This window comes from Bifidobacterium aerophilum (assembly GCF_010667685.1).
GTDB lineage: Bacteria > Actinomycetota > Actinomycetes > Actinomycetales > Bifidobacteriaceae > Bifidobacterium > Bifidobacterium aerophilum.
This window is the reverse complement of record NZ_WHZW01000003.1, coordinates 35661-61312: the sequence shown is the minus strand read 5'-3', so window position 1 is coordinate 61312 and position 25652 is coordinate 35661. Positions and strand designations below refer to the sequence as shown.

Here is a 25652-nt window from a genome sequence, read left to right as displayed (position 1 = left end):
AATTGTTTATGGACATATGGCGTAAGGTAGATGTTGCGTGAGAATGTCGTCCGGACGATGGTGATTTACCATTCTGCGTGAAACCATCGATTATGGGCGGTTAGCCGAGCATGTGCCGCACTGAGATAAACGAGGGTGTTTATGGGTATAGGATTTCAGACTCGAGAATGGACCGTTGCTCGTCGGCTAAGAATGATGATGGCTTTGGTCGTAGTCTGTGCGGCAGTGCTGGTGACCTTGGTCCTCGGCACTGCCAACGCATGGGCTGAAAACGGTACGAATGCTGGGCAGACCGACGGGATGCTTGCTCCGGTGACGATTCCGATGCCTTCCGATATGCAGGTTGATGATGGCCAAATGGATTTGTCGAATCTGCGGATGTCCCGGGATGGGAAACGGGTCTTCGTCACCATGATCGCGAAGGGGTCGGGTGAGACATCCTCGTCTTTGTGGTTTATGGATGTCGATATCGCCAAACAAGAGATATCACGATCGGTGAATCTAGGGGAAAATGCGGAAACCTTCAATCAAGGGCCGATCGCTGAAGTTCCGAACAGTGATGTCATATACGTGTGCGCCGATTCGGTATACCGGATTGATGCGGACTCGCATGTACGTGTTCTGGACGATGACGGATTCATCACTGCGGGTTGCGTGCTGAGCAAAGATGGCAGATTCCTGTATGCGGGAAAGGATCGCGGCCGGGCGGCCACATGGAACGATCCCATCCCGTGGGGCGTGAACGTATATGACGCCGTCAGCGGAAACTTGATCGGACAAGCCGATCTCTCGTCGCCGCAAAGACGCGTGTTTCTCCTCGGCGGAACAAACGACGGAAAGACGGCGTATGTATCCGCATGCCAAAGCGAAACGATATGCAGCGCGCAGTCATTGCGTATCGATAACGGTACGACTTCAGTAATCGATGACCTGTATACCATCGGCTCGGGGTATGCGGCACGATCGGGGGATTTCTTGATCCTCCGCAGACTGGACGGCGATCTGACGGTCCTGGACATGGAATCCCGGGAATCGCACATCCTGCACATGGATGACTCCGGAGACCCGTCCGCTTTCGTAGTCGCGGACGGCGGCGGCTCCGTAGGCGTCAGCAACGAGCAGGGCACGCGAATCTACGATACGGATAGCGGCGATCCGATCGGTACCGTCCCTGACACGACGGTGCGCTTGCTGTCGAAAGACGGGAAAATCGCGATAGCGAAGGGGAAGCAGGAATTTACGCTCTATGTGATCGATTCGTCAACGGGCAATGCGCTCGCGCGAATATCGGACGACGGATATCGCGCACTGTCCGATTACGGGAATCACAATATCTTCTGCGCGCTGACGCAAGGGGCCAAAGGTGTCAGCATACAAGTAGTCGATCTTTCCCAAGTCATCGGTGCCGAGTCGCAAGATAAGACGAATACGACAGCGGCTCCGGACGGCGATGAACAGGTGCGACCGGCAGCCGGCCATTTGCAATGGGTATACGTGCTCATTGCAGTGGCCATCGCGGGGATACTGATACTGATCCTGATCATTTGGCGGGGACGCCAGAGAAGACACGAGAACGCTCACTCGGATGCGGTTCCACGCCATCGTTCGGACAGTAAACGTTCACCTCTCACGAAGTGAACCTTGCCGATATCAGATACGCCGCCACGGTCGGGCCTTGCATTACGCTGTGATCAGATAGTGATATGTCTCTAGCCGTCACGCGCATCGCGCATCGACGGCCAAGGAGCTGCGGATCATGTCCACCTCATCCAGTCCCGCCCTGCGCGCGGCCGTAGCGACCCCGGGGCCGCGCAAGATCACCCTGCGCGATGCCGTCGGCTTCGGCATCGGCGACTTCTACGGCGGCGGCCAGCTCGTCATCATCGCCACGTACCTGTCCCTGTTCTGGACGCGCTTCTGCGGCATGACCATCGCGCAATCACAGACCATCATCGGCCTGAGCGCGTTCGTCAGCGCGCTCGCCGCACTCTGCTTCGGCGTCGCCGACGACAACCTCTACCGGTACCCGATCGGCCGTCGCTTTGGCCGCCGCCGGCTGCTCCTACTCGTCACCGCCCCGCTGCTCCTGTTCGGCGTCTTCCTGTGGATCCCCGGCCAGCCGATCGCCGTCTACGTTGCCGTCTACGTGCTGTGGGTCGTGCTCGCGCAACTGTTCCAGACCGCATACAATCCGCTGCCCGGCGAAATGACCCCCGACTTCAATGGCCGCACCACGCTGTCCACCGTCCGCCTGTTCATCTCCACCGGATCGGCCACCGTCATCCCGCTCGTCGGCAGCGCGGCCATCGCGCTCGCGGGCGAGTCCAATCCGGCCGGATACATGGCGTTCACCATCGCCATGACCGTCCTGTTCGCGCTCGCCGTGTTCGCCAGCTGGCGCCGCACATGGGAAATGACCCCCGAACAGGCCGGATTCGGCGCGTACGCTCGCGGCGAGATCCGCGACGGCCGCATCGGGGCGCGCGGCTGGCTCAGACGCGCCGGCAAGGTGCTGCGCGAATATGCGAGCACCCTGCGCGTGGCCGAGTTCCGCAAGCACCTGACGATCTACCTGCTCGTGCAGATGTCGATGGACGTGTTCGGGCAGACCTTCGTGTTCTTCGTCGTCTACGACTGGAACCGCACCGCCGCGTTCGCGTCGCTATTGCTCGGCTGCACGGCCATCTCCCTGCCGCTCATGCCGTTGTTCGGCCTCGGCATGGCCAAGCTCGGGCCGCGGCGCATGTACGCGATCAACTACACCGGATGCGCGATCGGCGTGATCTGGCTGTTCGCCGCGTGGATGACGGCCGAAAGCGGCGCGCTGCCCGGTCCCGCATGGACGGCGTTCGCCGTGGCCGGATCATTGTGGTTCTTCGCGTTCAAAGCATTGTGCGGCTACCTGCCATGGGCCGTGTTCCCGTACATTGCCGACATCGACCAGCTGGTCACGCGCCGCTACCGTTCGGCCACGTTCGCCGGATTGCAGGCGTCTTTGCGGCAGGTGTGCTCCGGCATCGGCACGATCGGCGTCGGCGTGATCCTGTCCGCGGTCGGATTCGACGCGACCCGGTCGTCGCAGTCGCCGGCCGCGCGCATCGGCCTCGGTGCGGTGTTGCTCGGCGGATTCACGCTGGCAATGATCGTCTGCTGGATCGTCTCCGCGCATCTGATCATCGACAAACGCACCGACGGCATCGTGCTGCACGAAATCGACCGGTTGCGCAACGGCGGCAGCAAGGCGGACATCGATCCCGCCGTCCGTCGCGTCGCCGAATCCCTCACCGGACTGCCGTACGAGCGCTGCTGGGGAGAGCGGTGACGGCCGGCGTCTAGCGGCGGGTGGACTCCCGTTCGATGAGGCGGAAGTCCGCGGTCAGCCGGCGTGTCGACAGGTCGGTTCCCTCCGGCACGTCGCCGTTGGCCACGTCGAGCCGGAAGGAGAGCAGTTCGATCGCCTTCTTCGCCAGATCGTCGAGATCGGTCTCGATCGTCGTCAGCGACGGTATGGAGTATTCGCCCTCGTTAATCCCGTCGAAACCGATCACCGCCATGTCGTCCGGCACGCGGACCCCGCGATCGGCCAGGCCGCGCAGCGCGCCGAGCGCCACGGTATCGGTCAGGCAGAACAGGCCGTCGAACATGCGGCCGGAGTCGACCAGCCGGTGCATGGTGGCACGCGCATGCTCCATGTCCCACAGGGTGTGCACGAAGTTGCGTTCATCCACGTTGATGTTCAGATCGTCGAACGCCTTGAGCGCGCCGGCGAGACGTCTGCCGGACACCGAAGTGGCCTGCGAGTCGTCGAGCAGGATCCGGTAGTCGACGCCGAGTACGCCGATGTTGCGGCAGCCGACCTCGTACAGATGTCGGATCGCGGCCTCGGCGCCCGCCTCACATGGCGTGAACACACAATCGAAGAGCGGATCGTCGGAGATGTCGTCAAGCAGGATCATCGGCTTGCCGCCGTACAGTGCGGTGATCTCCTCGGGCGAAACGTTGCCGGGGGAGAAGATCGTGCCGTCGCACAGCTGGCTGGTGACCTTGCGCAGGATCGAGATCTCGCGCTCCTTGGAGTTCGAGGTCTGCTGGACGATGGTCTCGAGCCCGTGCCTGGCGGCCTCGCGCGAGATCGCGGCGCTCATCTCGGACGGGTATGGCTTGTCGAGTTCGAAGATCGCCACGCCGATCACGCCGGAACGTCCGGAGCGTAGCGAACGGGCGGACAGGTTGGTGGTGTAGTTGAGGCTGGCGGCCGCCCTGCGTACCTTGTTGGCCGTGGCGGGGGAGATGCGCGGATCGCCGCGCAGCGCGTAGGACGCCGTCGCGCGCGACACGCCGGCTGCCTTCGCGACGTCAGTCATCGTAGCCATACTGCTCGCTCCTTGATGATCGGTAGGAAATCAACGGTTTCCATGGGTTGGTGAGTCATCGCTGATCCCTTGACGAGTTCAGTGTAACGCACGATTTGACACGATTCAAATTGTGGGTGTATAACTGAAGCATCCGATTTGAATCGTGTCAAGTAATCGATTCAACGATGATGGCAGACACGATGAGATCCGGTCAACAGTGGTGAAGTAGCCATAACTGAGTTCCGGGCGCAGCGGCCCGGTGCAAGGAGGAGACATGAAGTTCAACAAGAGCGTCAAGGTCGCGATCGCGGCCGCGGCCGCCGCCGCGATGCTGGTCCCGCTGGCCGCCTGCGGATCGAGCAACGGCGCCGATTCCGGCAAGATCACGCTGAGCTACCTGAGCTGGTCGAACGAGAACGACGCGAAGCCGTACATCGAAGAGTTCGAGAAGGAGAACCCGGACATCAAGATCGACTTCAGCTACGCCCCGCCGACCGCCGAATACATCCAGACCCTGCAGACCCGCCTCGTCGGCAACCAGGCCCCGGACGTGTTCGTCATCACTTCCGAGAACAAGGCCGACCTCATCAAGAACGGCTACGTCATGGATCTGACCGGCAAGTCCTACACCGAAAAGCTCTCCGACGCGAACAAGGAGTTCCTGACCAAGGACGGCAAGCTCTACGGCCAGTCGATCTCCTCGTGGGCGGCCGGCATCGCCTACAACAAGGACATGCTCAAGCAGGTCGGCTACACCGAGTTCCCGAAGACGTGGGACGAGTTCCTCAAGCTGTGCAAGAAGCTCAAGGACGCCGGCATCTCGCCGTACATCGAATCCATCGCCGACGGCAACGACCGCATCCCGGATTCCTTCACCGGTTCGATCCTCGCCAAGAAGGGCACCGATCTGACCACGCTGGCCGACGGCAACACCCCGGGCGCCAACGAACTGGAAGGCATCAAGGCGTGGATGAAGGTCTATGACGAGGGCTATGCGGACCGCAACGCGGTCGGCGTGAGCGGCGACGACGCCAAGACCCAGTTCGTCAACGGCCAGGTCGCCATGTACACCACCGGCGCGTGGGACTTCGACACCTTCAAGCAGGCCGGCTTCGACTGGGGCTTCGCTCCGATCCCGGCGATCGACTCCGAGCATGAGGCGTACGCGCAGGGCTCCCCGTCCCCGGGCCTGGCGATCTACTCCAAGCTGACCGGCGACAAGCTCAAGGCCGCCGAGAAGTTCCTCGAGTTCCAGGTCTCCGAATGGTCGCTCAAGAAGCACAGCGAGTCCGGCGACGCGATCACCGTCGAGGGCTTCAGCTCCGATGTGGACGAGCACTACAAGGACGTCTACGAGAACAACGTCAAGACCGGCAAGTACTTCCTGATCACCAACTTCTACAACAACCCGGACGTGCTGGGCTCCACCAACACCTCCGAGATCCAGCAGCTGGTGCAGGGCGCGATCACCCCGGAGCAGTGGGCGAAGAACATCGACGAGAAGATGGCCTCCGCGCAGTGACCTGGCAGCGGATCGCACATTAATCGCACATAGATAACCAACAATCTCCGGCTCGTATGAGCCGTGCGCATGGGAGGGCGGCCTGTCGGCTGCGGCTGGCCGCCTTTCGCATGCCCGCATATCGATTTTCGGTCATAAGCCAATGTCAAAGGAGGATGGCATATGAGCGCAACAATGCAAGGCTCGGCGGTCGGCGACCTGCCGCCGTTGGACGAAAGCCTGTATCGTCGGCGTCGTCGTGCGCGTGGCCTGCGTGAGGACGTGACGTCGTTCTGGTTCCTGCTGCCGATCCTGGCGGTGTTCGTGGTCCTGTTCCTGGTGCCCCTGGTCCAGACGGCGTACTTCTCGTTCACGGACTTCAACGGCTACAGCATGGACATGAACTGGGTCGGCCTGGACAACTACAGGAAGGTGTTCACGGACCCGTCCACCCTGCAGGGGCTTGGCTTCACGATCCTGTACGCGATCGTGGTGATGGTCGGCGTGACCGTGCTCGCGATCCCGCTCGCGGTCATCCTCAACCGCAAGTTCGTCGGCCGTGATTTCGTGCGTTCGGTGTTCTTCTTCTTCTCGGTGCCGTCGCTGGCGATCATGGGCATGGTGTGGAAGTACATCTTCTCCCCGATGAAGACCGGCGTGGTCAACAGCGTGCTCGCCGCGTTCGGCCTGGGCCCGGTGCCGTGGCTGTCGAACAACTCGCTGGCGAAGTTCTGCGTGATCTTCATCGCGATCTGGGCGCAGATCGGCTGGCACGCGACCCTGTACCTGGCGTTCCTGCAGGCGATCCCCGCGGACTTGTACGAGCAGGCGACCGTGGACGGCGCGAACCGCTGGCAGCAGTTCGCGCACATCACCCTGCCCCAGTTGATGCCGGGCATCGTGACCTCGACGTTCCTGCTCATGTCGGGCGGCCTGAAGGTGTACGACCTGCCGTTCACGATGACCAAGGGAGGTCCGGGCTATTCGACGTACACGGTCACGCAGTCGATCATCCAGCAGGGCATCGGCCAGTCGCAGTACGGCATCGGCTCCGCGCTGGCGGTCCTGTTCTTCATCGCCACGGGGATCGTGGTGTTCCTTCAGATGGGCATCTCCAACCTGATCTCGAGGAGGTTCGAGTAAATCATGGGTACCAAGGCTTCTTCCGTCACGGCCGCCGCGCCGAAGGGCATGAACTTCACGACGCGCAAGAGGATCGGTTCGGCGGTCACGAGCGTGGTGATGATCCTGGTCGCGCTCGTGTGCGCGGTCCCGCTGTGGTACATCCTGATCAACACGTTCAAGACCATCCCAGACATGAGCGCCAACCCGCTCGGCCTGCCCAGGGAATGGACGGTCAAGAACTACGTCGGCGCGTTCGAGACGGTGCCGGTGTTCCGCTCCCTGTTGAACACGCTGATCGTCACGTTCTTCGCGGTCGTGATCCAGGTGCTCGTGGGCGCGCTGGCCGCGTACGGCATGATCCTGCGCAAGTCGACGTTCACGGCCGCGGTGGGCGCGATCCTGATGGTCGCGTTCGTGGTCCCCTCGCAGACCACGCTGATCCCCCTGTACCGCATGGAGGCGAACGCGCACCTGGTCAACACGCTGGCCGGCCTGGTGATCATCTACCTGGGCGGCGCGGTGTTCTGCTACTTCCTGATCGTGGGGTACATGCGTTCCCTGCCGTTCGAGCTGATCGAGGCGGCGCGCATCGACGGCGCGGGCCCGCTGCGGATCTTCTGGTCGATCGTGATGCCGCTGATCCGCCCGATCCTGACGACCGTGGTCGTGTTCCAGACGATGGGCACGTGGAACGACTTCATGAACGCGAACGTGTTCCTGTCCAGTTCGGAACTGCGCACGATCGTGCTGCAGGTGTACAACGCGGTGGGCCAGTTCTCGACCGATTGGCCGAGCTTCATGACCATCACCGTGCTCGCCCTGCTGCCCGTGTTCGTGTTCTTCATCTTCTGCCAGAAGTGGATCGTCTCCGGCCTCGTCGCCGGAAGCGTCAAAGGCTGACGTCCCCATCCCACTCCGGCAACACGCGTTCCGTGCGGCGGACGCGAGGCTCCTCCTGTCCTCCTTCCCGCCGCTCGGACCCCTCATGAAAGGTATCTGCCATGACCACTGTTCTCGAACCGCCCCGCGTCGTATCGCGCGACCTGTTGCCGCACCGCGTCAACAACGCCGTACTCGCCACCAATCCGCTACACCGGTACTGCGCCGACCCGAACCTCGCGATCTTCGACGGCCGCTATTTCCTGTACTGCACCGACGACGGCGTGGACGACTGGGGCACGACCTGCTTCAGCGTGTACGTGTCCGACGACCTCGCTTCGTGGACGCGATACCCGGCGCTCGACCTGCGCGACGTGCCGTGGTGGGACGGTTCGGACGGTGCATGGGCGCCGACCATCGTGCGTCGCGCCGACGGCGACTACATGTTCTACTTCGTCGCCGGTTCGGCCATCGGCGCGGCCGTGGCCCCTTCCCCGTACGGCCCGTTCGTTCCCGAACCGGAGCCGATCGTGCGTCGCGGCACCTTTGACTGCCACACCATCGACCCTGGCGTGTTCACTGACGACGACGGCACCCGTTACCTCCTGTTCGGCAACGGCCGCGCATGGATCGTGCCGCTCAGTGACGACTGCCTGTCGTTCGACGAGTCGAAGGCGTTCTCCTGGGTGCCCGGCGACTTCCGCGAGGCCATCTGGATCCACAAGCGCGACGGCATCTACTATGCGAGCTGGTCGGAGAACGACGCCCGCGACCCGGAGTACTGCGTCCACTACGCGATGTCCGATTCGCTGCACGGCCCGTGGAGCGAGCCGCGCGTGCTCATCGAACAGGATCCGGCGCACAAGCTGTACGCCACCGCGCACCACAACATCGTGAACATCCCCGGCACCGACGAATGGATCGTGGCCTACCACCGGTTCGCCTACAATCCGGCCGGCCGCTGGGCCGGCGGCAACGGATGCCACCGCGAGGTCGTCTTCGCCCCGCTCATCCACAACGCCGACGGCACCCTCCAGCAGGTCCGCCCGCAGGTTGGCTCCTACATCCGGCCGCTTGCGTTCTGACTTTCAGCGCACGGGCCAAACGCGAACCAACGCCTTTTTGGTACCTGGTCGTGTTTGGCCCGTTTTTCATTTGGTTTTCGTTCGTCTCGCGTATGGCGACCGATGTGAATTCGTAAGTCCGTCAGATGGAGCGCACGCGGAACTTGCCGGTGCGGTTCGAGGCGACGATCATCTGATCGTTGTGCAACCGGGTCCAGCCGTCGTCCTCGGACTGGCCGAATCCGGAGCTGGCCACGACCACGCCGCCCTTGCCGGCGCCGCGAGAATCGACTGCGGAACCGTCGAGCGCGCGGTAGCGCAGCACACGGTAATCATGCGCCTGCTCGCCGCGGCCATAGCGGTCGTAGATCTCGACGATGCGCGGGCTGGTGACCTCGCGGCCCGCCGCGCACAGGGCGATGAACTGGTCCTGGCTCTGGATCATGCAGTTGTAGCTCGACTTCGGATAGGTCTGGCGCAGCTGGCGCACGGCCTGAGCCACGGCCTCGTCGAGCGCGAAACCGAAGCCGATGAACTCGAGGATCACGGAGAAGAAGATCGCCGAATCCGACTGGCCGCCGGTGGCGAGGAACGCGCCCTGATTGACCGGATAGCTGCGGTTGTTGACGATGTTCACGCCGTTGTCGTCGGAGATGTCGCCGTTGTGGATGAACGTGAGACCGTTCGCGTAGAACGGCTGCTGGTTCTCGATGATCAGCGGCAGGTTCGAGCTGGCAAGGCGCAGATGCCACAGCGCGCCGCGCGACGGGGCCGATGCGAATTCGTCGAACATCGAATCGTAACGCGCGGCGAGCGTGCTCTTATACAGTTGGACACCGGTTTCCGGCGCGGGCGCGCCGCCGTCCCGGGTGTAGGGCGGTTCGACGGGCTTCGAGAGCAGACCCACGCCCCAACCGTCGTTGTGGATCTCGCTGAGTTCACGGAACTCGTCTACGGCAGATTCACCGAGCACGGCCTTGAGGCTCGTGTTGGCCCCGGCCGCCGCATATCCCAGTAATCTGCACATGGTTATGTACTGTACCGGACGTTCGGCGTCGGCATGACCGTGTCGCTATAGGAGTTGCTTATAGCGGTCTATTCATCGGATCGCGACGGGCCGGAAGCGTCGCCATCCGCGTGCTCGGCAGGAACGTCGTTACCGTTCGCCGACGCTTTGATCGGTGCCACCGGGCCGGTGATCCGCTGCATCACCACCGTCGTCTCGCCGTCGGCGACCGTCCGCAACGGCTTGTGCTCGGCCGCATCCCGCATGGCGGCGTTCGCCGCGCGCGCCCACGACTTGTTGGACGGCGCGGGCTGCCTGACCACGCCGAATCCGGCGTCGGCGGCGTCCGCGGACAGCCCCGCCCCGTTCTCGCTCATGCGTCCCTCGTTCGCCGGCCTGTGCAGGCTGACGCGCTTGAGCCGCGGCGGGCGTCGCGTCGAGATGAACAGCGGCTGCACCTCCACGATCGGGTTGAACGGCGCGAGCCCGAACCATTTGAACGGCGAACCGGCGACATGGCGGATCGCGTACTTGGTGCGCAGCGCGACCGCGCCCAGCGCCGTGACCTTCGACTCGGGCATGAGGTCCTTGTGGATGAGCACGTAGCGGATGGTGCCGATGCCCGGGTCCGCGTCGACCTTCGGATAGATCGACTTCTGCTCGGGCAGCTCGCCGGTGCGGCTCAGATCGTGCATGATCTGGTGCAGGTACGGCGGGATCGACTGCGACACCTTGAATCCCAGTCGGATGCGTACTCGGAACAGGTACTCGGTGCCGAAATCCTCCACCGAATACTCGCGAGTGAACGGCTCGTCGGTGGTCTGCACCGACACGACCCACCATGCGCGCGCCCGCTTGGGATGCTCGGCGAAGATCGAGAAGAACACGTCGGTGTCGAGCCGCTTCATTTCCGGATCCGCGGTCAGGTAGACGATGTTGTCGGCGAAATACGGGATGCGGAAATCGCCGTGCAGCCGGCCGAGCACCGGCAGGAAGTCGGCCGGGCGCATGTGCCGGCGCTGCGAGCGTTCGATTTTCGTGCCGCGGTCCCACGTGTACATGATGAACAGGATCGCCAGCGTGAGCAGCATGGTGAACCAGCCGCCGTGCAGGAACTTCGCCATCGACGCGATGAAGAACATGATCTGGATGGCGAGGAAGACCAGCAGGAACACGATCGCGCCGATGCGGCGTCCCGCGTACCAGATGTAGACGGCGAGCAGGATCGTGGTCGTGATCATCGTGACCGTGAGCGCGAGGCCGTACGCGGCGGAGATGTGCTCGGAGTCGCGGAACAGCGCGAGGACCGACAGCGTCGCGACCAGCAGCACGCCGTTGACGACCGGGATGTACAGCTGGCCGCGCGTGCGCGCCGGGTAACGGACCTGCAGATGCGGCATCCAGTTGAGTCGGGTCGCTTCCGAAACCATCGTGAACGCGCCGGTGATCAGGGCCTGCGAGGCGATCACGCCGGCCGTGACCGACAGGATGACCGCCACGTAGCGCACGCTCGGCGTCATCATCTGGAAGAACGGGTTGAGGCTGCGCACGTGCGCCAGCGCGGGGTTGTGCTGGTTCCTGAGCATCCACGCGCCCTGTCCGAAGTAGCACAGCACGAGCGCGACCTTGATGAACGGCCACGTGAAGTAGATGTTGCCGCGGCCCACATGGCCCATGTCCGAATAAAGCGCCTCCGCGCCGGTGGTGGCGAGGAACACGGTGCCCATGAGCGCGATGCCGGCCGCGTTGTGCGGGCTGAACAGGAACCGGATGCCGTAGACCGGGTTGAGCGCGGCGAAGACGGTCCAGTCGGCGGACAGGTTCGCCGCGCCGACGACCGCGAGGAACGAGAACCAGACGAGCACGATCGAGCCGAACACGCGGCCGATCGACTCGGTGCCGCGCGACTGCACGGCGAACAGGACCACGATGATGACCGTGGTGATCATGAGCGTGAGGTCCGGGTTCGCGTCGAATACGCCTTCGAGCGGCTTGAGCGTGGTCAGACCTTCGACGGCGGAGCTGATCGAGACCGCCGGCGTGAGCACCGAGTCGGCGAGGAACGCCGCGCCGCCGACCATCGCGGGGATGGCGAGCCATGCGCCGTGCCTGCGGATAAGCGAATACAACGCGAAGATGCCGCCTTCGCCGTTGTTGTCGATGCGCATCGCGATGAGCACGTATTTGACGGTGGTGATCAGCGTGATCGACCAGAAGACGAGCGAAAGCATGCCGAGCACGGCCTCACGGTCGGCGTTGGCGAGGCCGCCCTGTCCGGACAGGAACGTCTGCGCGGTGTACAGCGGCGATGTTCCGATGTCGCCGTAGACGACGCCGAGCGCGACGACGGCCATCGACAGGGTGATCTTGTCCGGTCCGGACTGGAGTCTGGCCCACCATCTGCCGATCGGCCCCTTGGACGCGGTCTCGTAGAGTTTTTCCGCTTCCTTCTGCTCGGCCGCGCGTTGCCTGCTGAGCTCCTCTTTTTCCTCTTCGGTCAGTGTTCGCTTGGAAACCTTGGGCGCGTTGGTGAACGTGTCGGCTTTCAGCAGGGTTTCGTCAGGTTGTTGGCCCATAACGTGTTCCTCCACAATGGCAGAGGACCTTCCCCCGCCTTGCACCACCTCGCATAGCAAAAGCCCGTCGGATTCGGACTTCCGACGGGCTTCATCGCTGCTAACGCGTCAGTCTAGGCGCGTTTGGGATTTTTGCCAACTTTTCACAGATCGACGGGAACTCAGATCCCGTACACCGTCCGCGTCGTCTCGCGCGTGCCGCGCGCCACGTCGGCGATCGGCAGATCGAATACGTCCGACAGCGCCGCCAGCGTGTACGGGATCATGTACGGCGCGTTCGTCCGCCCGCGGTACGGCATCGGCGTCAGATACGGCGCGTCGGTCTCGACCATCACATGATCCAGTCCGACGATCCTGGCCGACTCGCGGATCCCGTCGTTGCCCTTGTAGCTGCACGTTCCCGACATGCTCAGATACCAGCCGTGCTCGCGCGCGACCGCGGCCATCGCCGCGTCGCCCGAGTAGCTGTGGAATACGGTGCGTTCGGGCGCGCCGTCGGCGAGCAGCGTCTCGATGACCTCCTTGTGCGAGTCGCGGTCGTGGATCTGCATCGGCAGGTTCAGTTCCTTGGCGAGCGCGATGTGCGCGCGGAACGCCTCGCGTTGCAGGTGCGCGGCGGATTCGCCGGTGCGGAACAGGTCCATGCCGGTTTCGCCGATCGCGACGACCTGTTTGGGGTACGTGCGTGCGAGGCGGGCGACTTCGGCCATCGCGTCGTCGAAGCTGACGTCGTGGTACGGCTGGTATTTCACGGCGAGTCCGTCCGGTCCGGGCGCCGCGCGGTGGCCGTGGCGTACGGCTTCGTTGGGATGGATGGCGATCGCCGCGTGCACTTGGCCCGGATGTTCGCGGGCCATGTCGATCGCGACCTGCAGGTTCGGCAGTTCGCAGCCGCAGTCGATGATGCCGGTCACGCCGACCGCCGCGGCCTGCGCGAGCAGTTCGTCCACTCCGTATACGGGGACTTCCGGCTGGCCTTTTTCGACCGCTTCGTGACTCATGGCCCGGGCGAACGGTACGACGGAGGCGACGTGCGTGTGATTATCGATGACCTGCGCGTCCTCGGGCAGTGCGGGCGGCGCCGGCGCCCAGCTGCGGTCGCGATGATGATGCTTGCTCATAGGCTCCCAGTGTAGGCGGATGCCGGCCCGGTGGAATCGGACGTGCGGGCTTGCAGCCGGGATTCCCGACTACCGTGCGCAAACCAATGCAAATGGGTTGTTTTGCGTTGGTTTGCGCACAGTACGGGCATGCGAGGTTGACCGGTCGTGGGCCGAGCCGCCCTACAATGGCGGTATGACCGGATACATTCCCACGCTCGACCAGATCGACGAGCTGCATCGTCGCATCGCCCCGTCCGAAGCCGCTTACGACCTCATTCACACGCATTGCGTGATCGTCGCGCAGATCGCGTGCCAGCTCGCGCGCCGCCAGAACGCCCTGTTCATGCGCCGCTGCACGCTGCCTTCCGACGCGCCCGAACTGTCTCCCGCCGCCGCGCCAGCCGCGCCGGCATCGGACGCGAACCGGATCGCGTGGACGGTACCGCCTACCGGGGGAGTGGAAGGCGGCAAGGTTCCTCCGCGCCTGCTCGACGAGCACCTCGTCATGATCGGCGGGCTTCTGCATGACATCGGCACCTACAAGGTGCTCAAGCACGACGGCACGGACGGCGAGCCGCTCAAGTTCAGCGGCAAACGCTACATCCTGCACGGCCTGCTCGGCTACGAGTGGCTGCTCGAACAGGGCGTCGACGAGTCGATCGCGCAGTTCGCCCGCAACCACACCGGCGTGGGACTGACCAGGGACGAGGTGATTCGTCAGGAACTGCCGCTGCCGCCGGCCGACTATGTGCCCGTCAACCTCGAACAGGAGACGGTGATGGTCGCCGACAAATTCCACAGCAAGTCCACGCCGCCGAAATTCCTGTCGGTCGACGCGTACACCGCCAAGGCCGCGCGGTTCGGCGAGGAGAACAGCCGCAAGTGGCTGGCATTGGTCGACCAGTACGGGCGTCCGGACATCGCCGCGATGGCCGAGAAGTACCACATGCGCATGGTCTGAGCCGGCGACGGGCGTATTGCATATGACGGGTATTGACACCCTCAGTCAGCTTCGCTGACAGCTCCCCCTATCAGGGGAGCAATATTGGACAAGACCGGATCAAGACGACACGCCTGCTTCCCCTATCGGGGGAGACGGTATTTGGAGATAGCGACCATATGAGAAAAGCTCCCCTTGGGGAGCTTTTCTCATTCATACGTCGGGGACGCGGTCATTCGCTCACGGCGATGACTCGCTCGGCGACCTCGGCCACCTCGTCGTCGCCGGTGATCACGATCACGCAGCGCTTCGGGTCACCGTGCGTCAGGCCGATCAGCGTCTTGAGCACGACGACGCTGTCGTCGGCGTCCAGTCCGCCGGTGGGTTCGTCGGCGATGATCACCTCGGCGTCGCACGAGATCGCACGGGCGATCGCCACCAGCCGCTGCTGCAACGCCGGCAGCTTGCCGACCGCGGCGTTCGGTGTCTCACTGTCGAAGCCCACCTTCTGCAGCAGTTCGCGGGCGGCCACCGGCTTCGGCTTGAGGAACGTGCGGCCGGAGGCGTCCATCGCGTACAGCACGTTCTGCTCGGCGTTCAGGTCGTCGCGCACCGCATACCGTTGCGGGACGATGCCGAGACGATGGCCGCGCAACTCGCCCGGCTCGATCTCCAGGACGTTGAGGCTCTTGTTCATCACCGCGCCGTCGGTCGGACGCAGCATGCCGGTCATCACGCTCAGCAATGCGACGCGCTCGTCGTCGGATTCGACCTTGAACGCGTAGATATGGCCCGCATAGCAGTCGGCGCTTACGCGGTCAAGCGTGTTGTGGCCCGTCTTCGCATCGGTCAGCGTCACCTTGTTCAACGCCAGCGACGGATACGAGCGCATCAGCACCTTGTCGGAGGCGTTGGCGCGCAGCTCCTTGTCGAGACGTTCGGACAGTCGAAGCGCCGCCGGTTCCTTGGCCGGCTGGGCGGCCTTCTCGTCCGCGGCGTTCGGCTGAGCCGTCTTGCCGGCCAACGACAGGGTCTGCGCGACCTTCGCGGCATTGTCCGCCGCCACGGTGTCCTGCACGGCGATCGGCTTGGTCTCCTCCGGTTCGTTCTCGGCGGGCTCCTCGGGAGCCGTCGTTTCTTCCGCGTCTTCCGCGGTCGCATCCCCGGCACCGTCCGAAACGGCATCCGCCGCGGTCACGGCGTCCGTCGCGACGTCCGCGTCGTCGTCATCGAACACGATGCTGAAATTGACCTCCTCGGCCGGAGTCGACTGATCGGTCGTGGCCTCGTTCTCGGCCGGGGTCTGGGCTTCCTTCGCTTCGGTATCGCTCATCGTCGTATCCTCTCCGGTGATTGCCTGATCAGTGGCGGTTTCGTCTGCGGAACGCTCGCTCATGCCGTCGCCTCCTCGCCGTTGCCGGCTGCGTGCTCCTCGGACGCGTCGGACGTTTCGGCAGCGTCGTCGGCCGCAGCATCCGACTCGACAAGCGTCGACGTCGTGCCGACGCTCGCCGTCCAGCCGTCGCGGGCCTTGAACAGCGTCGCGGGACGGAAGCACACCGCGCGAAGTCCGGCCACGATCATCAGCACCAGCAACGTGCCGAGCGACAGCCAGATGCCGCGCCACACGCCGCTCGCCGGCGTCGCATAGCCGCCAGCCAGCGCCGCGCCGAGCGCCTTCGAACCGAAGCCGGCGGCCAGCAGGCCGATGCCGAGACCGACGAACACCGGGAAGAACGTCTCCAGCATGAACTGCCAGGCCATGCGGCCGCGAGTCACGCCGGACACGAGCGCTGTGCCGATCTCGGCGGAACGACGGGACACGCCCAGCAGCGTCAGACCCAGCAGCAGCACGCCGCAGACGGCCGGCACCGCGACGGACGCGACGGACATGCGCGACGCCAGCGTGGTCAGCGGCTCGACCTTGCGCTCATAGGCGGCGATGGTCGGCGAGCTCAGCGCGTACTTCTTGTCGATCTTCGACGCGACCTTCTTGCCGTACTTCTCATAGTCGGACATGCTGGAGAACTCGAACACGTAGCTCAGATCGGGCTTGCTCCAGTCGGAGGCCTCCTCGTTCGACCAGCCGAGGTTGTACATGGTGGCGTACGCCATGTAGATCACGTTGTCGCGGTTGTCCTTGGCGAGCTTCGCGTCGGAGCCGTGGCCGGCCATGGCCGTATCGTCCGTGTACTGGTAGATGCCGCGCACGGTGAACTTCTTCGTTTTGGACGCGTCGGTGGGGGAGGCCACGGTGATCGTGTCGCCGACCTTGAGCCCGTCCGCGTCGGCCAGCGCCTGCGAGATCAGCACGCCGTCGGGGGCCTTGCCCGAATAGCTCAGGTGCTTGCCCTTGACGACGGTGTAGGCGCCGAGCTCGTTGTCGCGCGCGGTCTCGACCGACGTGAACGCCTTGAGCGTGAACTCGCCGCCGGTCTTGTCGGCGTCCTGGTCGGCGGTGCCGGCGATGGCCTGCGCCGAATCCTTGGTCTGGCGCGCCGGGATCGACATCGACGCGTTCACGTTCGCCAGCGTGATCGAATTCTCGGTGACGACGGAATAGTAGTTGTTGTAGTCCGACGTGGTCAGGTAGTTCTTGACCCACGAATCGTCGGAACCGTCGTACTTGGCGGACTGGGCGGAGGTCATGCGCACGATCGCCTTCGGGGCGAGCGCCTCGCGGTCGGTGGTGACGGCCGTCGTGTTCGCCTGCTGCACCGACCATCCGAACAGCGTGCCGAAAGCGGCGACCAATGCGATGAGCAGGGTCAGCAGCGTGCGCAGCTTGTGACGCATCAGCTCGGCCCAGGCGTTCTTGAGAACGAACATACGGCTTCTCCAGTCCTCTATATATGTCACGCGGCCGGCACCGCCGGCAACGGTTCCATGACGAACGGCCCGCGACCCGACCGGTCGCGGTTCGTCATCGAGCTGCATGCAAGCGGCGCGTCCGCAGGTTAACGTTGGCCGGGATGCCGCCAGCGAGGCCCGCCCCAAGAGGCGAGGCATCCCGTGGCAACACTATGGCCGGGTTATGTGGACGTTTTCTTGTCGGATTCTACTGTAGTCCTGCAATAACCCTGAAAGAAACCTGAACGCGTAAGAGTGATATATGGCGGAAAATGGCGGGATGGCGCCTGTCCGGGGCGGCTCGGAGAGGTCGCGGACCGGTTCGGCGGCTTCTGTTACACTGGCGGACGACACAGTTGCAGGAAGGTCAGGAAGGTGACGTATGGCCAGACGACCCGAGCATGTGGCGGATCTGCCCAATCTGGGCTGGCGTCGTTCCAACATGCCGCATCATACCCTCGGATACCGGGCGACCCACAAGGTATTCACCGGCATCAGCCTTGCCATCGTGGCGGTGCTGGCGTTCGTGGGCACGTTCGCCGCGGCGACGTATGCGGACATCAGCAAGACCATCGACGACGGCAAGGTCCCTGTCATCAAGCAGGGAACCAGCGGCAAGAGCGCGGAAGAGGCGAACAAGCTCATCGACCCGTATGCGAACCAGGCGATCGACATCCTGCTCATCGGACAGGACACGCGTGACGGCGGCGGCAATACGGCCATCGGCGGCGACGACGCCTACACCCAGAACCTGCACAACTCCGATACGGTGCTGATCATGCAGATCTCCGCCGACCGCAAGACGATCAACCTCGTCTCGCTGCCGCGCGACCTCATGGTCGACACGCCGAGCTGCCAGACCACGAACGGCGAGATCCCCGCGCAGTATTCCGTGCAGTTCAACTCGATCTTCGCGAACGCGTATTCGATCGGCGGCGACGTCGCGTCGGCGGCCAGCTGCACGCTCAATGCGGTCAACTACATGAGCGGCATGGACATCACGAACTTCATGGTCATCGACTTCGCCGGCCTGGTGAAGATGATCGACGCGATCGGCGGCGTGGACATCTGCCTGCCGACCGACATGGTCGACTCGTACACGAACCTCAACCTCAAGCGCGGCATGAACCACCTGGACGGCGCCACGGCGACGCAGTACGCGCGCACGCGTCACGCCACCGGAACCGACGGTTCCGACACGATGCGCACCACCAGGCAGCAGTATCTCATCAAGAAGATCATCAGCACAGCGCTGTCGAAGAACTACTTCACGCAGACCAGCGAGCTCTACCAGCTCGCCAAGGCCGGCCTTGAATCCGTGCAGATGAGCGCCAGCCTCGCCGACGCGATGACGCTCGCCGGTCTCGGCATGAGCCTCAAGGACTTCGACATGACGCACCTGTACTCGCAGACGATCCCGGTCGTGCCGTGGACCCAGGACGCGAACCGCAGCCAGCTCGCCGATGGTGCGGAGGCCGTGTGGGAGAAGCTGCGCAACCACCAGCCGCTGGTCGACCAGACGGATTCGTCGTCGAAGGATTCCGGTTCGGACAATTCGAATGGTTCGGATAACTCCGGCGATACGAATTCCGGGGATACGACCGACAATTCGGGCGATACGAACTCGTCCACGAACGGGTCCGCCGATGGTTCCACGTCGGACGGCTCCACGTACAACGCGCAGACGGGCGTGACGACCCTTGCGGACGGCACTCTGATCGACAAGGAGACCGGAGGCATCATCGATCCGGAAACCGGCGCGATCCGCGATTCGGCGACCGGCCAGTTCATCGGACTGGCAAACCGGTATATCGAAGTCACTTACTGCGGCGTGAAATGACGTTGCGGGTGTGATGGCTGGATAGCGTGACATGACGGGGCCGTCGGCTGATGCCGGCGGTCCCGTTTGCGTGTCGGCCGGTGTCCTTGACGAGGTGGGTTTTCGTGTACCTGTGTCTCTCGCGTCGTTTGTGTGTGCCACGGTGGTTGGTTTTCTTATGGAATTGCGTAGCGTGGCAAGAAAACGCGCCACGGTAGCGTGAATCGTCCGAAAAAACGTTACCGTGGCACGGTGCCTTGCCACGGTAGGCGGATCAATCGATTTAAGGGCGTACCGGGACAGATCGTGAATACGCAAATCCTTGAAAAACCGCCATTCCTGAAAACCGCACGATGTCGCCTCTCAAAGGGCCGTGCCACGGTTCCTTCAAACCCTCGAAAATCGCGTACCGTGGCACGGAAATTTGTCCCGGTACACCGAATCGGTCGTAATTCAGCCACCGTGGCAACGATTGAAGTGCAATTCGTGCATACAGAACCGCGCAAGCTCCCATGAAGGCTGCTGTCGCGATTGGGATCGGGCGGAGAGCGCAGGGCGGGCGGAGAGAGCCAGCCCGCGTGTGTGCGTCGGCCATGCAGGCACGATACAAGCGGGGTTATGGGTTATAGGAACTAAACGTGGTGTTATGGACCAGAGTTTGGTCTTGTGGGACGTGCTGAGGCGGTTGCAATACGGCGTCGTGTTAACGACCCGTGGCTTGGCCGCACGATATCCGTGCATACGACGGAAAACGAAAAAGCCTCGGAAATATTTCCGAGGCTTCCGATCAAGCTCCTGCGGCTGGGCTTGAACCAGCGACCGTCCGATTAACAGTCGGATGCTCTGCCAACTGAGCTACGCAGGAATAACTCATCACTCTCAAGGACTTACGCCCCTCAGCGCAACGAGAAATAAAGATACGCGAATTTCGCGTTTTATGCAAATCGGCGTGTCGCGGTAAACGACGGGAGAATTCGGGTGCATGCGCGGGAACGGCAAGCCGCGTACCATGAATGGTGCGAGCCTATGCGCATGAGAGACATAAGTGGATAGAAGGACAATGATGTTTGGATTCGGCAAGAAGCAGCAGCCTGAGACCCCTACGGTGCAAATCCCGCAGTGGCCGGTACCCAACCTGACGGCGCCCGTCGCTGGTGCGGGAACCACGCCGGCAACCCCGGCTGTCGGCGCTACAACCCCGACCATACCTCCCGCACCTCCGACCGCTGCCCCGGCCAACGGTGTGCCCGGGGCTGCCGGTCCGGCTCCTCGGGGCGCTTCCGACTCAGCTGTCAAACGTGACTGGAAACGTATCGTCATGCGTGTCTTCGCGTTTGTAATCGTGTTTCTTGTCGGATTCGGGCTTGGCCATTCGCCCGTCGATCCGACGACCACACAGGAATACAAGGACCTGCACGAGCAGCTGGTGTCGCAGCAAGAGCAGACACAGGACGTGCAGGATCAACTTGACGACCTGAACGGTCAAGTCGACGATCTGGACATGTTGCGACAGCAGCTCGACGAGCAGAAACAGCAGCTTGACAAGCAGAAGGAAACGCTCGACAAAGAGAAGCAGACGCTTGACAAGCAGAAGAGCGAACAGGACAAGCGCCAGAAAGAACAGGATCAGCGCCAATCCGATCTTGACACCCGCGAGCAGAACATCGCTCAGCGCGAAAAGGAAAAGCAGCAGCGCGAACAGGAGGCGATGGCCGCCGCGCAGGCCCAGCAGCAGGCGCAACAGCAGCCTCAGCCCTCGCAGAATGCCTATTACGCGAACTGCACCGAGGCTCGCGCGGCGGGAGTGGCCCCGATCTACCGTGGTCAGCCGGGATATTCGTCCAAGCTCGATCGCGACGGTGATGGCGTCGCCTGCGAGTAAGCAGAACGTGCATTGCGGCGGTAGCCGGTGCATACATCGCGACACGGCCTTGCGGTAGTCGGGCAGGATTTCGTCGCAATGTTCGATGGACGCATGTTGCGACGGTGACTGGCGATCCGATGCTGGCATCGTCGCATACGCCTGTCATGGAAAGCGCAGGAACATGCGGTGCTGTTTCCGTCGCCCGTCATCCACCCGTTATGGAGGGTGCGCTACCATCGTCGACGATGACTGATGTACGACATACCGCAGAATCTCCGAATCCCTCGATCGGCAACCTCCGGCCGCAACCGATGACTCCGTCGGCCCGGAGAACATACGCGCCCGCAGCGTCCGCCATACCCCCGTTTGCGGCCGCGATACGCACGCGGTTCGTCACGTTGTCGGATCGCAGCGATGCCCTGTTCTATCTGGCGTTGATTGTGCTGCCGGTGGACGGCACCGTTCTGGGCCTGTACGCTCCGTTCTGGACGCCGATATCGCCATGGCTGTTCCTGTTGTATACGGCGGCGAATTGGCGCGAGCTGCCGCGCGTGTACCGCAGATTCCGCGTCTGGTGCCTGACTCCGCTGGTCATGGTGGTCCTGTCGGCCTTGGGTTGGGCGACGGTCGCGTTCCACCCGGTCCCCGCGCTGACGAGCCTGATGGCGGTGGTATGCGCGGCCGCGTGTCTGACGTCGCTGGACATCGCACTACGTGGCAAGCGGCTGCCGTGGCAGGACATGGTGCGCACGTTGATCGCTGCGTACTGGTTCGCCTTTGCCGTGGGCGTGGTGCAGTGGCTGGCGATCAGACTGGATCTCGGTTCGGTGCGCACGTATTTCACGCATCTGATGGCGCGCCCGTACGGTGGTTTGCCGTCGTCTCCGTGGGGAAGCGGACGTCCGCAGTTCCTGTTCGCCGAGCCGAGCTATATCGGCATGCACCTGTTCGGCGTGCTGTTGCCGCTGATGTGGATGATGCGTGGACGGGATGGCATCTACCGCAGGCGTCTGCGTGATCTGATCGTCGTGTTCTCGGTTGGCGCGGTGGTGATGGGCGCGGGCGTGCGGATCATTCTCGACTCTTTGGTCGCATTGGTGATCGTGATCGTGGAACGTACCAGCTGGCATGCCGCCGATCAGCGCCGGCAGGGCATCGCCGAGCTGTGCGGGGTGATGGTGCTTGGGGCGGCCAGCATGGCGTTGAACGGACGTCTCAACAGCATCGCCGCGAACGGCATGGAGGGCGACGGGTCGTTCTATGCCCGCATATGGCAGTCGTTGGCGCCGCTGTGCGGCCTGCTGCGGCAGCCGATCTACCTGCTGACCGGATACGGTGCCGGCAACATCGCCGATGCCACGCATGACGGTGCGGCATGGTCCGTGCACGTACTGCGGACGCTACGTTTGGACGCGAATACGCCGGCCGCGTGGTATGCGCGGATGACGCCGGACACGGTGTGGACGATGAGCGCGTACACGAGTTTCCTGACCGAGTACGGCCTGATCGGCTTGGCGGTGGTGATCGTGCTGCTGATCCGCCATGTGTCGGGCTTGCGCATGTGGAACAAGACCGTGACGTGCTGGCTGGTGCTGGTCGCTTATCTGTATGTTCAGTTCGAGGGATACGCGTTCTATGCGATCCCGTTGTTCGTGTGGGCGGTGGCCGAGCCGGAGACGCTGGCGCGTGGACCGATGCGGCCGGCGCCTTCCGTTCGGTAGGATCGGCCACCGCGATCTCCGTGCGTTCCCGCATGATGACGGGCAACAAAAAAGGAACGGATGATCATTTCCGTTCCTTTTTTGCTGCGATGGGCTGCCTATCGAGACCTTACTCGCTCTTCTTGCGGCCGCGGCGCTTCATGGTGCCGGCGGTGGCGCCGTCGATGTCGAAGATCACGACCTTTTCGTCCTTGTGGACGGTGCCGTTGACCGCCTGATAGGAGACCTCGCCTTCCGGGGCGTCGGCGAGTTCGAAGTACTTGAGCACCGCGGTGACGGCCGCGGCGTCCTTGACGCTGATCGAAGCGGCCTGCTTGCCTTCCGGCTTGCTGAACTTCACCGCGTTGTCGGCCTTCGCGGTGGTCGGCGTGACGGCGATCTGGCGGGTCTTGTCGTTGATGAGGATCTTCACGTACGCCGGGTAGCCGAGTTCGATGGCGGTGGCCTTGTTGAACTTCACGGCCGTTGCGGTCACGGTCATCACGGTCTTGCCGGCCGGCTTGACCAGGCGGACCTCCTCAAATCCCTGCAGCAGCGATGCCATATTGCGCTCCTTATTGTGCGACATGATTCATGGATAACTGATTCAATAATTATTATGCCATTATCGAGCATGAAAATCGTCAAATATTCATAAAAAACTGTTCGCAATGACATAAAAACATGAAAAAGTCGGTATTGATCCGACGAAAAGCATGGATCAATACCGGCGAATATCGTCGCGAATTATCACGAACCGTCACGCGGTCGCCTTGGCGATGATGGTCAGGGCGCGGCAGATCTGGTCGTAGGCCTTCTGGAACACAGGGAAATCCTTGCGATGAGGATCCTCGATGGACATGGGCTCCGGCAGCATCGGCCGGATCATCGACGCGTTGTCGATCACCGATTCGAGCCGCTCCTGCCGCGTGGCGCCGGTGATGAAACCCTGCCCGGCGCAGTAGGCGCACATGTTCGCGAAATCGGGCAGCAGGAACGTGCGGCGGCTGGCGCGCGGGGCGATCGTCGAGATGTCCTGCCGCTGATGCGGTTCGAAGCACAGGATCAGGTCCGCGCCGTCCGCGAGTTGCGGCGTGATGCGCTTGGAACGAAACGTGCTCGGGTCGATGCCGGCCTGTTCCATCAGCTTGGCGCTGGACGGGTCGATGGCGTGGGCGTCGAGACCGCGCGTACCGGCGCTGTCGGCGACGATACCGGGATCGTTGAGATAGCGGGGGAGCAGCAGCTCGCCCATCGGGGAGCGGCAGATGTTGCCGGTGCAGACGAACAGGATCTTCATGGGAACCACCTTACGTGAACGGGCATGCGACGGGACGGCATGCAAAAAGACCCCGGGCGGACCCGGGGTCTTCGTGATATTCAGATCAGCCTAAGCCGAACGGATTCAGCGGGCGTTGGTCTTGCGCACGGCGAAGACGGCCACGCCGGCGGCGGCCAGCAGGGCCACGGCCACGGCGTACGGAGCGATGGCGGCGCCGGTGTTGCCCAGCTCGTTGTTGGAGGCCTCGCCCTCGCCAGTAGCCGGAACGGTGGCGGTCGCGGAAGCCACGACGGCGCCGTCCTTCTGCAGGTCGGCCTTGATGACGGTACCGGCCTTGACGCCAGCCTTCAGGGTGAACTTGACCTTCAGCACGCCGTTGTCGTCGGACTTGAAGGAACCGAAGCTCTTGTAAGTGACCTGGGCGACGCTCTCGACGTAAGTGTCATCGGCGTAGACGTCGTAGTAGGTGTTCGGGGTCAGCTTCTCGAAGGTGTAGGTCACCACGGAGCCGGACACCACGCCGGTGCCGCCGTACGGGTCAGCCATAGCGGCGTTCGAAGCGAAACCAAAACCAAACACGGCGGCGATGGCGGCCAGCACGGCCACGATCTTCTTCTTCATAATCAAACCTCCACAAATACAGTCTTGCAGTCCAGACACCGGAGCGGATTCCTGTCTGTTCCTGATGTCTGAAAAGGGACTATACACCCCCTATTGATCTTTTTCTCAGGACAATTCGGGGGTATGTGACAACGTGATCACATCATGTGACAATGCCCGCACATGGTGTGACAGCGTTGTCACCCGGCAAATTTCCGCCATTTTCGTGGAAACCGTTAGAAAATAGCGGTTCTCGGATGAACCCCCGATGAATTCCTCTCTTTTTTGCCCTGCGACACGCCCGAACCATTCGACGGCCATATCGTGGAATCCCGGAGAGCGCCTCCCCGAGACCCCTCCTACTCCTCGTCGTCGAAGCTGAACAGGTCCTCCACGGTGGTGTCGAAGATCTTCGCGATGTCCATCGCCAGACGCAGCGACGGGCAGTATTGCCCCTGTTCGAGCCGCCCGATCGTCTCGCGGCGCACGTTGACCAGATCGGCGAGATCGGCCTGCTTCATGCCGCGTTCCATGCGGCGCATCTTCAAATTAGTCCTCATCGTCATCACCGCCGGCGAAGCCGTCGTGCTCAAGCCACAGGTAGCGCGCGTCGGCCACGGACAGCGCCAGCATCGCCAGGCTCGGCAGCATCATCGGCCCGACCATGATCGGTGTCTTCGTGACCAGCGTGTACAGCATACCGGCGAAGCCGATGACCGTCAGCGCGATCACCAACGCCAGCAGCGCGAAGCGGTAGGCAGCATACTGGTGCTTGTCGCTCAACTCGTCGGTACGAGGGTTGTCCCGGTTGAACACCATCACCGTCCAGATCTCCCCGACGACCCACACGAGCGCGATGATGCCGGTGATGATGATGCCGTTGAGGTTGTCGTTGCGGAACACCTGCGTGATGCAGGCGATCGCGCCGATCAGTTCGGTGACCATCCTGAACGCGATGTATCGGTTGAACGTCATGGCTGCCTCCCGT

At 63.0% G+C, this 25652-nt stretch carries 21 protein-coding genes and 1 tRNA gene; 10 read left to right on the top strand and 12 right to left on the bottom strand.

Going from position 1 to position 25652, the window contains the following annotated elements; genetic code table 11:
• Nucleotides 1–198 precede the first annotated feature (198 nt).
• Together GFD25_RS01905 and GFD25_RS01900 are read left to right on the top strand one after the other, a co-directional pair.
• Nucleotides 199–1638, top strand: coding sequence for a YncE family protein (locus tag GFD25_RS01905; RefSeq protein ID WP_163229423.1), 1440 nt, complete (start codon nucleotides 199–201; stop codon nucleotides 1636–1638).
• 118 nt (nucleotides 1639–1756) lie between these two features.
• Complete coding sequence (locus GFD25_RS01900; protein WP_163229421.1) at nucleotides 1757–3322, top strand: MFS transporter; 1566 nt, start codon at nucleotides 1757–1759, stop codon at nucleotides 3320–3322.
• A gap of 10 nt (nucleotides 3323–3332) precedes the next feature.
• On the opposite strand, the gene GFD25_RS01895 is transcribed toward GFD25_RS01900, so the two are convergent.
• The gene (locus GFD25_RS01895; protein WP_163229419.1) at nucleotides 3333–4373 is read right to left on the bottom strand and encodes a LacI family DNA-binding transcriptional regulator; all 1041 of its coding nucleotides are present in this window, start codon (nucleotides 4371–4373) and stop codon (nucleotides 3333–3335) included.
• Nucleotides 4374–4629: 256 nt separating this feature from the next.
• Between GFD25_RS01895 and GFD25_RS01890 the strand changes: the two genes are divergently transcribed.
• From GFD25_RS01890 to GFD25_RS01875, 4 genes are all read left to right on the top strand, one after another.
• On the top strand, nucleotides 4630–5877 hold the full coding sequence (locus GFD25_RS01890) for an ABC transporter substrate-binding protein (RefSeq protein WP_163229417.1): 1248 nt from the start codon (nucleotides 4630–4632) through the stop codon (nucleotides 5875–5877).
• A gap of 162 nt (nucleotides 5878–6039) precedes the next feature.
• Nucleotides 6040–6999 (top strand): carbohydrate ABC transporter permease, encoded by a 960-nt coding sequence (locus GFD25_RS01885; protein WP_163229415.1) that lies wholly within the window; start codon nucleotides 6040–6042, stop codon nucleotides 6997–6999.
• Nucleotides 7000–7002: 3 nt separating this feature from the next.
• Entirely contained in the window at nucleotides 7003–7881 is an 879-nt protein-coding gene (locus GFD25_RS01880) for a carbohydrate ABC transporter permease (protein WP_163229413.1), read from the top strand.
• Between the two features lie 101 nt (nucleotides 7882–7982).
• Nucleotides 7983–8945: a family 43 glycosylhydrolase gene (locus tag GFD25_RS01875; protein WP_163229411.1), complete on the top strand. Its 963-nt coding sequence runs from the start codon at nucleotides 7983–7985 to the stop codon at nucleotides 8943–8945.
• 121 nt (nucleotides 8946–9066) lie between these two features.
• Here the strand turns inward: GFD25_RS01875 and GFD25_RS01870 are convergent, their stop codons facing one another.
• The 3 genes from GFD25_RS01870 to GFD25_RS01860 form a co-directional block, all read right to left on the bottom strand.
• Nucleotides 9067–9951: a class II glutamine amidotransferase gene (locus tag GFD25_RS01870; RefSeq protein WP_163229409.1), complete on the bottom strand. Its 885-nt coding sequence runs from the start codon at nucleotides 9949–9951 to the stop codon at nucleotides 9067–9069.
• 68 nt (nucleotides 9952–10019) lie between these two features.
• Nucleotides 10020–12506 (bottom strand): KUP/HAK/KT family potassium transporter, encoded by a 2487-nt coding sequence (locus GFD25_RS01865; protein ID WP_239512347.1) that lies wholly within the window; start codon nucleotides 12504–12506, stop codon nucleotides 10020–10022.
• Between the two features lie 161 nt (nucleotides 12507–12667).
• Complete coding sequence (locus GFD25_RS01860) at nucleotides 12668–13627, bottom strand: TatD family hydrolase (RefSeq protein ID WP_163229407.1); 960 nt, start codon at nucleotides 13625–13627, stop codon at nucleotides 12668–12670.
• A gap of 175 nt (nucleotides 13628–13802) precedes the next feature.
• Between GFD25_RS01860 and GFD25_RS01855 the strand changes: the two genes are divergently transcribed.
• Nucleotides 13803–14570, top strand: a complete 768-nt coding sequence (locus GFD25_RS01855) for an HD domain-containing protein (RefSeq protein ID WP_163229405.1) — start codon at nucleotides 13803–13805, stop codon at nucleotides 14568–14570.
• A 211-nt stretch (nucleotides 14571–14781) separates the two neighbouring features.
• Here the strand turns inward: GFD25_RS01855 and GFD25_RS01850 are convergent, their stop codons facing one another.
• On the bottom strand, nucleotides 14782–15945 hold the full coding sequence (locus GFD25_RS01850) for an ATP-binding cassette domain-containing protein (protein ID WP_163229403.1): 1164 nt from the start codon (nucleotides 15943–15945) through the stop codon (nucleotides 14782–14784).
• Nucleotides 15942–17378, bottom strand: a complete 1437-nt coding sequence (locus GFD25_RS01845; protein ID WP_163229398.1) for an ABC transporter permease — start codon at nucleotides 17376–17378, stop codon at nucleotides 15942–15944. The genes GFD25_RS01850 and GFD25_RS01845 overlap by 4 nt, the downstream gene beginning before the upstream one ends.
• A gap of 403 nt (nucleotides 17379–17781) precedes the next feature.
• On the opposite strand from GFD25_RS01845, the gene GFD25_RS01840 reads away from it, so the two are divergent.
• Nucleotides 17782–19239 (top strand): LCP family protein, encoded by a 1458-nt coding sequence (locus GFD25_RS01840; RefSeq protein ID WP_163229396.1) that lies wholly within the window; start codon nucleotides 17782–17784, stop codon nucleotides 19237–19239.
• 771 nt (nucleotides 19240–20010) lie between these two features.
• On the opposite strand, the gene GFD25_RS01835 is transcribed toward GFD25_RS01840, so the two are convergent.
• Nucleotides 20011–20083: transfer RNA gene (locus GFD25_RS01835), tRNA-Asn, on the bottom strand.
• Between the two features lie 453 nt (nucleotides 20084–20536).
• Here GFD25_RS01835 and GFD25_RS12455 point away from each other — a divergent pair.
• A complete protein-coding gene (locus tag GFD25_RS12455) occupies nucleotides 20537–21100 on the top strand; it encodes an excalibur calcium-binding domain-containing protein (RefSeq protein ID WP_163229394.1) in 564 nt (187 codons plus the stop codon).
• A 380-nt stretch (nucleotides 21101–21480) separates the two neighbouring features.
• Nucleotides 21481–22803 carry a hypothetical protein gene (locus GFD25_RS01825; protein ID WP_163229392.1) on the top strand — a complete coding sequence of 441 codons (1323 nt, stop codon included), beginning with the start codon at nucleotides 21481–21483 and terminating at the stop codon, nucleotides 22801–22803.
• A gap of 109 nt (nucleotides 22804–22912) precedes the next feature.
• Here the strand turns inward: GFD25_RS01825 and GFD25_RS01820 are convergent, their stop codons facing one another.
• From GFD25_RS01820 to GFD25_RS01800, 5 genes are all read right to left on the bottom strand, one after another.
• Nucleotides 22913–23347, bottom strand: a complete 435-nt coding sequence (locus GFD25_RS01820; protein ID WP_163229390.1) for a hypothetical protein — start codon at nucleotides 23345–23347, stop codon at nucleotides 22913–22915.
• A 195-nt stretch (nucleotides 23348–23542) separates the two neighbouring features.
• On the bottom strand, nucleotides 23543–24082 hold the full coding sequence (locus tag GFD25_RS01815; protein ID WP_163229388.1) for an arsenate reductase/protein-tyrosine-phosphatase family protein: 540 nt from the start codon (nucleotides 24080–24082) through the stop codon (nucleotides 23543–23545).
• A gap of 105 nt (nucleotides 24083–24187) precedes the next feature.
• Complete coding sequence (locus GFD25_RS01810; protein WP_163229386.1) at nucleotides 24188–24685, bottom strand: hypothetical protein; 498 nt, start codon at nucleotides 24683–24685, stop codon at nucleotides 24188–24190.
• 338 nt (nucleotides 24686–25023) lie between these two features.
• Nucleotides 25024–25224, bottom strand: a complete 201-nt coding sequence (locus tag GFD25_RS01805) for a helix-turn-helix transcriptional regulator (RefSeq protein WP_163229384.1) — start codon at nucleotides 25222–25224, stop codon at nucleotides 25024–25026.
• On the bottom strand, nucleotides 25214–25639 hold the full coding sequence (locus GFD25_RS01800) for a hypothetical protein (RefSeq protein WP_239512346.1): 426 nt from the start codon (nucleotides 25637–25639) through the stop codon (nucleotides 25214–25216). The genes GFD25_RS01805 and GFD25_RS01800 overlap by 11 nt, the downstream gene beginning before the upstream one ends.
• Nucleotides 25640–25652: the final 13 nt, after the last annotated feature.